Below are 14,080 nucleotides of genomic sequence, written 5' to 3' on the forward strand. Positions count from 1 at the left end.
TCCCTTTAAGCCGCTTTGCCGATGGCGCGGCCATTCGCGTCAAAGGCCATCAAATGCCGCGTATCAAGAAACAGTTCGATGTCCCTGTCCGGCTCGATATCGTGAATGCCATGCGCCAGCATGACCCAGCGCCGGCCCGAAAATTCCACATGCACGAAGCTTTCTGATCCGGCGATTTCCGAAATCAGGGTTCGCGCCCGAATGGATTGCCGCGCTTCTCCCTTCGCATAAGGGAAAAGATGATGCGGCTGGAAGGCTATCGTCACCGGGCCGTCCGGCATGGCGGCAAGATGGGCTGGAACCGCGACCACGGCATGATCCGCACGGGTGAAAGCATTGCCGGCCTTGATGACCTCAATGGTGTTAAGCGGCGGATCTGCGAAGATTTCCGCGGTCACGATATCCACCGGATGCCGGTAAACCTCGATGGTGCGGCTGAACTGCGTCACCCTTCCCTCGTTGAGCGTCGCGGTATTGCCACCCAGCAGCAGCGCCTCGGAAGGTTCGGTGGTGGCATAAACGAAGATTGCACCGGATTCCGCGAAAATGCGCGGTAATTCCTCGCGTAGTTCCTCACGCAGCTTGTAATCGAGATTGGCCAACGGCTCATCGAGCAGCACCAGATTGGCGTTCTTGACGATGGCGCGGGCAAGCGCCGTGCGCTGCTGCTGGCCACCGGAAAGATTGAGCGGCGTCCGGTCGAGATAAGGCGTGAGCTTCAGAAGCTCGGCGGCTTTCCTCACCTCCCGATCAATGGTTGCCTGGTCTTTACCGGCAACCCGCATCGGCGAGGCGATGTTTTCGTAGACACTCAGCGCCGGATAGTTGATGAACTGCTGATAGACCATGGCGACGTTGCGCTTCTGCACCGGCCAACCCGTCACGTCCTCACCATTAAAGAAGATCGCGCCGCCGCTCGGCTTGTCCAGCCCGGCCATCAGCCGCATCAGCGTCGTCTTGCCCGAAAGTGTCGATCCAAGCAGGACGTTCAGGCTTCCGCGCTGCAACGTCAGATCGGTCGGGTGAATATGATATTCACCGCCGGCCATCTTCGAGACGTTTCGCAATTCAAGCATGTTGATCCAAAGCCTCCTCCGCTTTTCGATCGGATCGTCAGATTGCCTTCAAGCGTTCCCCTGAAATGCCTTCGATATAATCCTCCAGCCCGCGCACCTCTTCAGGGGTGAAAAAAAGCCCCTGCTTGGTGCGGCGCCACAGAATATCCTCCGCCGTCAGCGCCCATTCCCGCGCCATCAGCCAGCGAACCTCAACCTCATAAAGTGTGCCACCGAAATGATGGCCCAGCGCTGCGGCATCCGTGGCAGAACAGATCATTACCGTCGCATCCGTTCCGTAGCAGCGGACGAGCCGCCCGGCATGACGCTCTTCCAGGAAGGGATAACGCGACCGCAGGGCCGAAACCTCTGCACCGTAAGCCTCGGCACCGAAGTTCCCGCCTGGCAAATGCGAACCCGCTGTCCAGGGCGTGCCCTTTTCACCCAGCGCATCGCCGATTTTTTCAAGAGCATGTTCGGCAAGCCGCCGATAAGTGGTGAGCTTGCCGCCGAAAATATTGAGCAAAGGTGCTTCGCCCTCCGCTCCATCAGTTTTCAGCACATAATCGCGGGTCGCTTCCTGTGCTTTCGACGCGCCGTCGTCGAACAGCGGCCGCACGCCGGAATAGGTCCAGACGATATCGTCCTGCGTGACCGGCTCGGCAAAATATTCGCTGGCCGCGCTGCAAAGATAGCTGATTTCCTCCGCAGTGATCTTAACAGCGCGGGGATCGGCGGTATAGTCGCGATCCGTCGTGCCGATCAGCGTAAAGTCCTGTTCGTAAGGGATGGCGAAGATGATGCGCCCGTCCGGATTCTGGAAAAAATAGGCGCGCGGATCGGCAAACTTCTTGCGCACGATGATATGGCTGCCCTGCACGAGGCGGACATTATGCACGTTGTTTTTGCCGAATGTGGAAGCGAGAACCTTGTCCACCCAGGGGCCGGCGGCATTCACCAGCATGCGTGCCCGGTAGGTCGCGCTTTCTCCGGCAGCACTTTTCGTTTCAACCCGCCAGAAGGCGCCTTCGCGTCGCGCGGAAACCACCTGCGTGCGGTTGAGGATCAGGGCGCCACGATCAGCGGCATCGCGGGCGTTCAGCACCACAAGCCGGGCATCATCCACCCAGCCGTCGGAATATTCGAAAGCGCGGGCGAAAATCGGCTTCAGCGGTTTTCCGGCGGGATCGCGGCGCAGATCAAGCGAACGGGTGGCAGGCAGAAGCTTGCGGCCGCCGAGGTGATCATAAAGAAAAAGTCCGAGACGCACGAGCCAGGCCGGACGCACGCCACCTTTCTGAAACGGCAGAACGAAACGCATGGGCCAGATGATGTGCGGCGCCATGGCCCACAACACCTCGCGCTCCATCAGCGCTTCGCGCACCAGACGAAACTCATAATGTTCGAGATAACGCAAACCGCCATGGATGAGCTTGGTCGCGGCGGACGAGGTGCCGGAGGCAAAATCGTTCATTTCCGCAAGTGCAACGGAATAACCCCTGCCAACGGCATCACGCGCAATGCCGCAGCCATTGATGCCGCCGCCGATCACGAAAATATCGTGGATTGCCTCGTCAGACATGAATTCTCCCGCGCTTTCATCGACGCTCTCCTCATCGATATATTGAAAGCACAGACATCTAATTCGAAGACAAAACGAATGTCAAACGAAATTCCAATGGCGCTGGATCAGGTCTCACGCGCCTCGGTTTCAATCAGCCGAACGTCATGATCGGCACAGATGGAACGGATGGAATCGACCGGGCAATGGTCGGTAATAAAAGTATGCACCTGCGAAAGATGGCCGATGCGCACCGGGGCCGTCCGCTCGAATTTGAGCGAGTCCGACACCAGAATGACATGGCGGGCATTGGAAATGATCGCCTGCGCGACCTTGACCTCGCGGAAGTCGAAATCCAGCAGAGCGCCGTCCTCATCAATGGCCGAAACGCCGATGACGGCGAAATCGACCTTGAACTGGCGGATGAAATCGACCGCCGCCTCACCGACGATGCCGCCATCGGAACCGCGCACCACGCCGCCGGCAATCACCACTTCAATGCCCGGGAAAACCCGCAACCTATTGGCAACATTGATATTGTTGGTGATGACCATCAATTCGTGGTGGTCCGCCAAAGCTTCACCCACCGACTCGGTCGTCGTGCCGATGTTGATAAAAAGCGACGAGTTATTGGGAATGAGGGCAGCGGCAGCGGCTCCGATCGCCTGTTTTTCAACAGAAGCAATCGCGCGGCGCGCTTCGTATTTGACGTTTTCATTGCCGCTTGGAAAAAGTGCGCCGCCATGGATGCGCGTCAGCACCCTGGTATCGCAGAGATCGTTCAGGTCCTTGCGAATTGTCTGGGGGGTCACCGAAAAGCGCGCCGCCAGCTCATCGACCAGCACCCGCCCGTTCGCTTTCGCCAGCGCAACGATTTCATCCTGACGCGGTGTGAGCAGCATTTCACCCTCCCTCCTCTTTCAATTTTTTCGTTTTATTGAAGAGCGAACGAAAAACCAATGTCAAGGGAAGGTTTGTGGCGGTGCGTTCTACCTGTCTGCGAATATGCCTGAAACACGCAATGGGGTTGCCCACGAACTCATTAGCCGGCTTTCTGAGCTATCCTTGAGGCGCCCCCCTGCATATCGATACCGGAGAATCCCGAAGACGCGACACTGAATGCATAGCCGATACCGATCAGGATAGGTTCGTTCACGCCCAGTCTCTCGACTGCCGCAGCCAGTTGCGCGAGCGAACCGCACCAGCGCTGTTCATTTGCCCGGCTGACGGCAATCATCACCGCAACGGGCGTCGAGGCAAGCATGCCGTGGGCGAGCAGCGAGGACTGGATATCAGCTGCGGTGCGGCCGCCCATATAAAAAACAGTGGTCACGGCGGGATTGGAAAGCGATGCCCAATCGATATTCTCCGGTAACTTTCCCTGTCGCGAATGACCGGTGACGAAGCGAACAGACTGGGCATGGTCGCGATGCGTCAGGGAGACGCCGAGGCGCGAGGCCATGGCGCTTGCGGCGGTAATGCCCGGCACGACGTCGACCGGGATATTTTCAGCCTCCAGCGCGGCGATCTCCTCGCCGGCGCGCCCGAAAATCATCGGATCGCCGGATTTCAGCCGCACCACCCGTTTGCCGGCCTTGGCGAGGCGGATCATCATGTCATTAATGTCTTCCTGCTTGCAGCTTTCCCGGCCACCGCGCTTGCCGACCAGCATGCGCTTCGCCTCCCGCCGCGCCAGTTCCAGTACCTCCGCTGACACGAGATCATCGAATAAGATGACATCGGCGGCCTGCAGGGCGCGAACCGCTTTCAGCGTCAGAAGCTCGGCATCGCCCGGCCCGGCCCCCACGAGCGTTACGCGTCCGCGCCCTGCACCTGTGCGCGTTGCCTGCGTTCCGATATCCGTCAGCAGCCGTTCTTCGCTGCTCTCATCCAGCCTTTCGGTAAAGGCCCGGTCGACGAATTTTTCCCAGAAAGATCGCCGCGACGGGCCGGGCGCGAGCCGCAGATTGACGCGATCTCGGATCGTTTGGGCAAGTGCGCCCCAGTCCTTCAGGGCCAGCGGCAGCAATGTCTCGATGCGCCGGCGGATGGCCTGCGCCAGAATGGGGGCTGCGCCATCGGTGGAAATCGATACCACCACCGGCGAGCGATTGACGATGGAGCCGAACTGGAACTGGCAAAATTCCGGCCTGTCGATGACATTGACGGGAATACCGGCCGCCCGCGCGGCGGAATAAAAGGCTTTTGCTTCCACATCCGTTTCGCAATCGGCCAGCGCCAGTTCGGCATTGTCGAATATGCCAGAATGCCAGGATTGGTCGTGAAAGCTCAAGGCCGGGTTCTTTGCAATAAGGGTCGTGAATGTCTCCGACAAATCTTGCTTGTCGCAATAGACATGCAACGTAGCGCCGCAGGCGAGCAACAGTTCCGCTTTCCAGGCGGCCCCATCCGACCCGCCCGCAAGCACCACACGTTTACCTTCCAGCCCCCAGAAAACCGGTAATTTGGCCAGCTTTTCCATGCGCGCCGGTTCATTCCGCTGCGGTTTTAAGGCATCCATCGATGATCCCCCTGATTTCGGCGCGGCACGAGCCGCAATTGGTTCCGGCATTCAACGCCTTGCCAATGGCTTCGACGCTGTGGCAGCCATCGCGGATGGCGGCGGTGATCTGATTGACCCCAACATTAAAGCAGGAGCAGACCGTCGCACCCGGATCGGCCCGCCCGGCACCGGGGCGACCGGCAACCAGCGCAAAGCGCATGCGCAAATCCTCATGGCGCTCGGTCAATTGCGATGTCGCCCAGTTGCGGGCGACGGCCACCGGCTGATTGGCGATGAACAGCGCTGCCAAGAGGGTCTCACCATCGAAAAAGGCAAGCCGCAGATTGCCCGTCTGCCGGTCGCTGTAACCAAGCGGCTCGACCCTGACATCGATGCCGAAAACCTGCCGCGCCCAGAGCGTCCAATCCTGCGGTTCTTCCTCGAAGGCCAGCTCCATGCGATAGCCGCCATCCGCCTTGGCGATGGCCCAATAGGTGCAATCGGGTGCATCGGGTCGGGTGCGGGAGATGGCGAAGCCATAGGCCTTTGCCGCAAAACGCCTTGCCCTTACCGCTACGTTCTTAGAAGCCGGCTGGCCGGAATGCGGGTCTGTAACCGGCGCAACAACCACGTCGATACGCGCCCGCGAGGCGAACTGGTCGTTCCAGTGCATTGGCGCAAAGACCGATCCACGCGCCTGCCTTTCGCTGACCAGTGCGCGCAGCAGAACCTTGCCATGCGGGCTTTCCAGTTCCACCAGATCGGCGCTTTCGATACCCAGCACCTGCGCATCGCGCGGGTGAAGTTCGGCGAAAGGCTCGGCGATATGGGCGGTCAGCCGCGCACTTTTGCCGGTACGGGTCATGGTGTGCCATTGATCGCGGATACGGCCGGTATTCAGCGTCAGCGGATAATCGGGCGACGTTCTGCCCGTCTCCGGCAAGGCTGTGGCGATGAACCGCGCCTTGCCATCGGCATGATAAAAACGGCCATCCGCGAAAAAGCGCGTTTCGGCATTCCCATCGGGGGCGGCTTTCGGCCATTGAAAGGGTGGCATCTCCCCATAGGAATCCGGCTCGATCCCGCTAATATCGAAATCACGGCTACCCGCATTCTCAAAGCCGGAAAGGGCCGCGTGTTCGGCGAAAATCTCCGATGGCTGGCGATAAGCGAAAGCAGCGTCGAAACCCATGCGCCGGCCCACTTCCGCCATTTGCCACCAGTCGGCCTTGGCTTCGCCGGGCACAGGGAGAAAACCGCGCTGACGGGAAATGCGCCGTTCGGAATTGGTAACCGTGCCGTCCTTCTCGCCCCAGCCGAGTGAGGGCAAAAGCACATGGGCATGACGGGCCGTATCGGTATTGGCCATGACATCGGACACCACGACGAAAGGACAGGCCTTGATCGCGGCTTCGACGGCACCGGCATCCGGCATCGAGACGACGGGGTTGGTGGCCATGATCCACAACCCCTTGATGCGGCCGTCGGCCACGGCCCGGAACATGTCCACCGCCTTCAGTCCGGGCTTTTGCGCAATGGCGGGCGAGGCCCAGAAGCGCTGCACGCGGTCGCGATCCCTAGCACTTTCGATGGCCATATGGGCCGCCAGCATGTTGGCGAGACCGCCGACTTCGCGCCCGCCCATGGCGTTAGGCTGGCCGGTCAGCGAAAACGGCCCCATGCCCGGCCTGCCGATACGGCCGGTTGCGAGGTGGCAGTTGATGATCGCATTGACTTTGTCTGTGCCGCTTTGCGACTGGTTGACGCCCTGGCTGTAACAGGTGACGGTTTTTTCCGTGCGTTCGAACAATTCGTAAAAGGAAATCAGTTCGGCGATGGTCAGGCCGGTGGCTTCGGCAATCCCCGACAGGCTGTGCTCGCTTGCGACCTGCATGGCGGCGTCGAAACCGGCCGTGTGGTTTTGCACGTAAGCACTATCGATCGCGGAACTGCCGGAAAGATGCGCCAACAGACCGGTAAACAGCGCCACATCTCCATCCGGGCAGATGGCGAGATGCATATCGGCAATATCGGCGCTCATCGTCCGGCGCGGATCGATGACCACGACCTTCATTTCCGGCCGTGCGGTCTTTGCCGCCGCCAGCCTTTGGTAGAGAACCGGATGACACCATGCGAGGTTGGAACCGGTGAGGATCACCAGATCGGCAAGCTCCATATCCTCATAGGTGCCCGGCACCGTATCGGCCCCGAAGGCGCGGCGATGGCCGGCGACCGAAGACGACATGCAAAGCCTTGAATTGGTATCGATATTCGCCGAACCGACGAAACCTTTCATCAGCTTGTTGGCGAGGTAATAATCCTCCGTCAGCAATTGGCCGGAGACGTAAAAGGCAACCGAATCCGGGCCATGTTCGGCGATGGTTTCGGAGAAGCGGGAGGCGACGAGGTCAAGTGCTTCGTCCCATGTCGCCCGTCTGCCAGCGATCTCGGGATAGAGCAGGCGTCCGTCGAGGTCTACGGTTTCGGCGAGAGCCGAACCCTTGGAGCATAGCCGACCGAAATTGGCAGGATGGTCCTGATCGCCTTTGACGGACACGACGCCGGAGTCATTGACGGTGGCGATGACGCCACAGCCGACACCGCAATAGGGACAGGTGGTTTTTGTTTCAACGGGCATGGGTTTGCCCTCTCAGTGCGTGGCGTTTACCCCCCTCTGTCCTGCCGGACATCTCCCCCTCAAGGGGGGAGATCAATTGCGGTGCCGGCTTTATTTCAAAACTTGAGTCGCCGACAACAGAGATGAGGCTGGAAGCACGCTGCTTGTCGATCTCCCCCCTTGAGGGGGAGATGTCCGGCAGGACAGAGGGGGGTACCATCGCCGCCATCGCAATTCACTCCGCCGCAATCATCAGCGTTTCGAACGCTATGGAAAGCCGCCCATCCAGATTACGCACCGGAATGGTCCGCACCTCGCCCTCATCCGCCCCCAGCGCCTTGCCGGTTTCCAGCGAAATGACCCAGTTGTGCAAGGGACACGTCACCGAAGCCCCATGCACGATGCCCTGGCTCAGCGGCCCGCCCTTGTGCGGGCAATGGTCCTCAATGGCGAAGACCTGATTTTCCGCCGTGCGAAACACCGCGATTTTGCCCATCGGCGTTTTCACGCAGCGCGCGCCACGCAATGGAATGTCGGAGATGTCACCAATGTCGATCCAGTTGCTGTCCATCGTTCTCACTCCGCTGCCTGGTTGAAACCGATTGCCGCCATGGGCCTGAACTCATGCTTGTCGTGACCGGACACACGTTCCGACCAGGGATCGACCTGCGCGAATTTCTGGCTGAAGACGAAGCGATCGAAATAGGCTTTGCGCTTTTCGGCATCGTCCATGATCTGGCGGCGAACCTCGTCGTAACCGATGCGCTTGGCCCATTTATAGATGCGCTCGAGATAGCGCGCCTGTTCACGATACATCTGGGTCAGCGCCACGATATGCTCCAGCGCGTCGTCTTCAGTGTGGACGAGCCCCAGAATTTCAGTGCCCTTGATATCGAGACCGGCGGCACCGGCGAAATGGATCTCGAAACCGGAATCGACGCAGATGACGCCGATATCCTTGCAGGTGGCCTCGGCGCAGTTGCGCGGACAGCCGGAAACGGCAAGCTTCAGCTTGGCAGGCGTCCACGAACCCCACATGAATTTTTCAATGCGGATGCCGAAGCCGGTGGAATCCTGCGTGCCGAAGCGGCACCATTGCTGACCCACACAGGTCTTTACCGTGCGCAACCCCTTGGCGTAGGCCTGACCGGAGATGAAACCCGCCTTGCCGAGATCGGACCACACCGCCGGCAGATCCTCCTTCTCGATACCGAGAAGGTCGATGCGCTGGCCGCCCGTCACCTTCACCATTGGTATGTCGAACTTGTCGACCACATCCGCAATCGCCCTCAACTCCGAGGAAGAGGTGACGCCTCCCCACATGCGTGGCACAACGGAATAGGTGCCGTCCTTCTGGATATTGGCGTGGACACGCTCATTGATATAACGCGACTGGTAATCGTCGGCATATTCATCCGGAAAATCGCAGACGAGATAATAATTAAGCGCCGGCCGGCATTTGGCGCAGCCGCAGGAGGTTTTCCATTCCAGTTCCTGCATCACGGCCGGGATGGTCTTCAGGCCCTTGGCCTTGATGAGACGGCGCACATCGTCATGGCCGAGATCGGTGCATTTGCACATCGGCTGCACGGCAGCGGGATTGTAGCTGTCGCCGAGCGTTATCGTCATCAGCTGCTCGACAAGGCCGGTGCAATTGCCGCAGGAGGCTGATGCCTTGGTGTGGGCGCGTACATCGTCCAGCGACGTCAGCCCCTTGGAGGTGATGGTCGAGGTAATCTTACCCTTGCAAACGCCGTTGCAGCCGCAGATTTCCGCATCATCCGGCAAGGCTGCAACGGCCGCCATAGGGTCCAGCGGCGACCCTCCCTGATAGGCCTGGCCGAAGATCAGGGTTTCACGCATGGCGGAGATATCGGTCGATTTTTTCATCAGGTCGAAGAACCACGACCCATCACCCGTCTCGCCGTATAGCACCGCACCGATGATGCGATTTTCCTTGAGGATCAGGCGCTTGTAGACACCGGCCGTGGCATCGCGCAGCACGATTTCCTCGCGGTCGTCACCTTCGGCAAAATCACCGGCGGAAAACAGGTTGATGCCGGTGACCTTCAGCTTGGTATTGGTGACGGAGCCATGATATTCGGCCGAACCTCCGCACAGCCGGTCGGCCAGCACGCGGGCCGATTCATAAAGCGGCGCAACGAGGCCGTAACACATGCCGCGATGTTCGGCGCATTCGCCTAACGCGTAGATCGAGGCATCCGACGTCATCATGCCGTCATCCACGACGATGCCGCGATTGACGGCTATGCCGGCCTCCTTGGCGAGACCCGAAGCGGGACGGATACCGACCGCCATCACCACCATGTCGCCCTTGATGACACGGCCGTCTTCCAGCTCGATGCCTTCAACCTTATCCTCGCCGAGAATGCATTTGGTATTGGCTTTGGTGATGATGTCGATGCCACGTTCGTTCAGCGCCTTTTCCAGGAGATAGGCCGCTGCCGGATCGAGCTGACGCTCCATGATCGTCGGCATCAGGTGGATGACGGTGACATCCATGCCCTGACGCTTGAGGCCATAAGCCGCTTCAAGCCCCAGAAGCCCGGCGCCGATGACGATGGCGCGGCCCTTGCCCTCGGCGATCTCCAGCATCTTCGTCACATCGTCGAGATCACGATAAGCGAGCACGCCGGGAAGCTGATGGCCAGGAACGGGAATGATGAAGGGCAGAGAGCCGGTGGCGATGACCAGCCGATCATAGGAGACCGTGATGCCGTTTTCACTGGTCACAGTCTTCTTGTCACGGTCAATGCCGGTGACTTTCGCACCCTTGTGCAGCGTGACATTGTTAGCTGCATACCATTCGTCATTGTGGATGACGATGTCTTCATAGCTCTTTTCGCCTGAGAGCACCGGCGACAGCATGATGCGGTCGTAATTGACGCGCGGCTCGGCGTTGAAAATAGTGACGTCATAAAGGCCGGGGGCGGTTTCGAAAAGGTTTTCCAGCATGCGCCCCGGCGCCATGCCATTGCCGATGATGACGAGTTTTTGCGTCATGGTCGTTACTCCGCGGCTTCGACAAAGCGGTGACGTTCGTAAAGGAACTTCAGCACGGCTTCGCGGCATTTGAGATAGGTCTTGTCGGATGCAAGCTCGATGCGGTGGCGCGGGCGTGCCAGCGGCACATCAAGCACTTCACCGATATGGGCGGCGGGACCGTTGGTCATCATCACGATGCGGTCCGAAAGCAGCACCGCCTCATCGACATCATGGGTGATCATGACCATGGTGTTGCCAAGCCGGGCATGGATTTCCATCACCGCGTCCTGAAGGTGGGCGCGGGTCAGCGCATCCAGCGCACCGAAAGGCTCGTCCAACAACAGGATCTTCGGCTCCATGGCGAGCGCGCGGGCGATGCCGACGCGCTGCTTCATGCCGCCGGAAATTTCCGAAGGTTTCTTGTCCTTCGCATGTCCCATTTGTACGAGATCGAGATTGCGCATGACCCAGTCATGCCGCTCGGCCCGGGTTTTTGTCCTGCTGAACACTTTCTCCACGGCGAGATTGACGTTTTCATAAACCGAAAGCCAGGGCAGCAGGCTGTGGTTCTGAAACACCACGGCACGTTCCGGGCCGGGTTCGTTGACTTCGCGGTTTTCAAGAAGGACCGCCCCGGCGGAAACTTTCGTCAGCCCGGCGATGAGGTTCAGCATGGTGGACTTGCCGCAGCCGGAATGGCCGATGACGGAGACGAATTCACCTTTTTCGATGGTGAGGTTGATGCCTTTTAACACCTCGGCACGCGAGCCGCCCTTGTCGAAATATTTGTCGATGTGATCGAGCTTCAGGTAAGCGTTCATGATTTTGGCCCTCTCAATTCGCCGCAGCGCCACGGGTGATGACTTTGCCGAGCGCCGCCACCAGCTTGTCGAGCATGAAGCCCACGACACCGATGTAGGCGAGTGCGACGATGATGTCGGGCAGGCGCGAGGAGTTCCACGCATCCCAGATGAAGAAACCGATGCCGACGCCGCCGGTCAGCATTTCAGCGGCGACGATGGCGAGCCACGACAGGCCAATACCGATGCGCAGGCCGGTGAAGATGTAGGGTGCCGCCGAAGGCAACATGATCTTGAAGAAGAATTCGAGCTGGTTGAGCCGCAGCACCTGCGCGACGTTGCGGTAATCCTGCGGAATGTTGCGCACGCCGACCGCCGTATTGATGATGACCGGCCAGATGGAGGTGATGAAGATCACGAAAATGGCCGACGGATTGCTGTCCTGAAAAGCGGCCAGCGAAAGTGGCAGCCAGGCAAGCGGCGGCACGGTGCGCAGCACCTGAAAGATCGGGTCGAGGCCACGCATCGCCCAGACCGACTGGCCGATCACGGCACCCATGATGATGCCCGCGATGGCGGCTAGGCCGAAACCGTAGGCAACCCGCTCCAGCGAGACCAGCACGCGCAGCCCAAGGCCGATATCCTGCGAACCATTATGGAAAAACGGCGATACGATGAGATCGTAGCTTTCCTCGAAGACCTGGCTCGGCGGCGGCAGCGATGAGCCGGGGGCGGAACAGAGCAGCTGCCAGACACCAAGCAGAACAGCGAGGACGACAAGCGGCGGTATGGTGTTGCGGGCCGCTGCCGCACCCCATTTGCGCAGATCGATCCGCGACGGGTGTTTGGGCGAAAGCGCTACGACATTTGCCTTTTGCGCTGCCGGCTGCTGCGGCTCTTCGTTGTATTTTCGGGCCAATGCGGACATGGGCGGTTCCTCTTGATTTCGATTGCGGTTGGGGTGTCGCCCCTCACCCGGTCTTCAGTCTCCGCCGGTGGACGGCGGCAACTGGCGGATGAAGGGCGACACCCGGTCTCCTCCTCAGGAGGCCGCCTTGATGGAAAGACTTTCGAGATAAGCAGACGGATTTTCCGGGTCGAAGACCTTGCCGTCGAAGAAGGTTTCCTTGCCACGCGAGGTGGAAGCGGGAAGATCGGTTACGCCGAGATCCTTGGCCGCATCACGCCAGATATCCTCGCGGTTGACCTTCGCAACCAGCGCCTTCACGTCGGTATCGGGCGCAAATTTGCCCCAGCGGATATTTTCCGTGATGAACCAGCTGTCATGGCTGTGGAAGGGATAGGAGGCGTGGTCCTGCCAGAACTTCATCTGCAGGCCGGTGTTTTCGAGCACACGGCCGTTACCGTAATTGATATTGCCCTTGAGACGGCCGAGAACATCCTTCGGCGGCACGTTGAACCATTGGCGCTTGCCGAGGATGGTGGACATCTCTTCCTTGTTGGCCATCTCGTCGCACCATTGCTGCGCTTCCATCACGGCCATCAGTAATGCCTTGGTGGCATTGGGGTTCTTTTCCACCCAGTTAGCGCGCATGCCGAGCGCCTTTTCCGGATGACCCTTCCAGAGTTCGCCGGTGGTACAGGCGGTGAAACCGATGCCCTGATTGACGAGTTGCTCATTCCACGGCTCGCCCACACAGAAGACGTCCATGTTGCCGACCTTCATATTGGCGACCATCTGCGGCGGCGGAACAACGATGGTGGAGACGTCCTTGTCCGGGTCGATCCCGCCGGCAGCGAGCCAGTAGCGAATCCAGAGATCATGCGTGCCGCCGGGGAAGGTCATCGCCGCCTTGATTTCCTTGCCTTCAGCCTTCTTTTTCTCGAAAGCCGCCCTCAGCTTCGAAGCATCCAGCTGAACGCCGGTATCTGCATATTCCCTGGCGACGGAAATGCCCTGGCTGTCGAGGTTGAGGCGGGCGATGAGCGCCATCGGCACCGGCACGTTGTTCTGGGTCACCTTGCCGGTATGCATGAGATAGGGCATCGGGGTCAGAATATGCGCGCCATCGATGCCGTTTGAGGCGCCGCCCAGCACGAGATTGTCGCGTGTTGCACCCCAGGAGGCCTGCTTTAGAACTTCGACATCAGGCATGCCATGCTTGGCGAACAGCCCCTTTTCGGCCGCGATGACGAGCGGCGCGGCATCTGTCAGCGCAATAAAGCCGATTTTCGCGCCCTTCACCTCGGGTTCTGCGGTGGCGGCGAAAGCGCCGGATGGAAAGGCAGTGCGCACGGCGGTGACAAGGGCGGCGGTGGCAGTCGTCTTCAATATCGTGCGGCGGCTGACAGCACCCGAGAATATCTTTTTCATTCGCATGTTCCCCTTATTGAGCCACCTTTGCCGGTGGCGTTTTCGCTTGCGAAAAAAGCCTGAAAATAAAAAAACGCCGCTCGGTGTCTGCGCCTGCGGAATGGGAGGTGTTCCGGGCAGCAAAACCTTGCGACGTCTATGTCTTTGAAAGCGCCTATGCCGCGCCTTGCCTGCCCCGATCGCCGTTGACCGGTGCAAACAGG

The 14,080-nt window shown here is 59.6% G+C and carries 10 protein-coding genes; all 10 read right to left on the minus strand.

What is annotated here, in order from left to right:
• Positions 1-5: 5 nt before the first annotated feature.
• The 10 genes from PL640_RS11725 to PL640_RS11770 all read right to left on the minus strand — a co-directional run bounded on the left by PL640_RS11725 (position 6) and on the right by PL640_RS11770 (position 13,877).
• Positions 6-1,076, minus strand: coding sequence for an ABC transporter ATP-binding protein (locus PL640_RS11725; RefSeq protein ID WP_271362032.1), 1,071 nt, complete (start codon positions 1,074-1,076; stop codon positions 6-8).
• A 37-nt stretch (positions 1,077-1,113) separates the two neighbouring features.
• Positions 1,114-2,637 carry a glycerol-3-phosphate dehydrogenase gene (glpD, locus tag PL640_RS11730; RefSeq protein WP_271362034.1) on the minus strand — a complete coding sequence of 508 codons (1,524 nt, stop codon included), beginning with the start codon at positions 2,635-2,637 and terminating at the stop codon, positions 1,114-1,116.
• A 107-nt stretch (positions 2,638-2,744) separates the two neighbouring features.
• Complete coding sequence (locus PL640_RS11735) at positions 2,745-3,518, minus strand: DeoR/GlpR family DNA-binding transcription regulator (RefSeq protein ID WP_046799057.1); 774 nt, start codon at positions 3,516-3,518, stop codon at positions 2,745-2,747.
• Between the two features lie 140 nt (positions 3,519-3,658).
• Complete coding sequence (gene cysG / locus PL640_RS11740) at positions 3,659-5,137, minus strand: siroheme synthase CysG (protein ID WP_271362036.1); 1,479 nt, start codon at positions 5,135-5,137, stop codon at positions 3,659-3,661.
• Positions 5,109-7,757, minus strand: coding sequence for a nitrate reductase (locus tag PL640_RS11745; RefSeq protein ID WP_271362037.1), 2,649 nt, complete (start codon positions 7,755-7,757; stop codon positions 5,109-5,111). Before PL640_RS11745 ends, cysG begins: the two co-directional genes overlap by 29 nt.
• 214 nt (positions 7,758-7,971) lie before the next feature.
• Positions 7,972-8,307, minus strand: coding sequence for a nitrite reductase small subunit NirD (gene nirD / locus PL640_RS11750; RefSeq protein ID WP_142841724.1), 336 nt, complete (start codon positions 8,305-8,307; stop codon positions 7,972-7,974).
• Positions 8,308-8,312: 5 nt separating this feature from the next.
• On the minus strand, positions 8,313-10,760 hold the full coding sequence (nirB, locus tag PL640_RS11755; RefSeq protein ID WP_271362039.1) for a nitrite reductase large subunit NirB: 2,448 nt from the start codon (positions 10,758-10,760) through the stop codon (positions 8,313-8,315).
• Positions 10,761-10,765: 5 nt separating this feature from the next.
• Positions 10,766-11,563 (minus strand): ABC transporter ATP-binding protein, encoded by a 798-nt coding sequence (locus PL640_RS11760; RefSeq protein WP_142841726.1) that lies wholly within the window; start codon positions 11,561-11,563, stop codon positions 10,766-10,768.
• Positions 11,564-11,576: 13 nt separating this feature from the next.
• Positions 11,577-12,470 carry a nitrate ABC transporter permease gene (ntrB, locus tag PL640_RS11765; protein WP_142841727.1) on the minus strand — a complete coding sequence of 298 codons (894 nt, stop codon included), beginning with the start codon at positions 12,468-12,470 and terminating at the stop codon, positions 11,577-11,579.
• A gap of 114 nt (positions 12,471-12,584) precedes the next feature.
• Positions 12,585-13,877: a CmpA/NrtA family ABC transporter substrate-binding protein gene (locus PL640_RS11770; protein ID WP_142841728.1), complete on the minus strand. Its 1,293-nt coding sequence runs from the start codon at positions 13,875-13,877 to the stop codon at positions 12,585-12,587.
• Between the last annotated feature and the right edge of the window lie 203 nt (positions 13,878-14,080).

The sequence above is a fragment of the Agrobacterium sp. ST15.16.024 genome (genome assembly GCF_027956545.1).
Taxonomy (GTDB): Bacteria; Pseudomonadota; Alphaproteobacteria; order Rhizobiales; family Rhizobiaceae; genus Agrobacterium; species Agrobacterium cucumeris.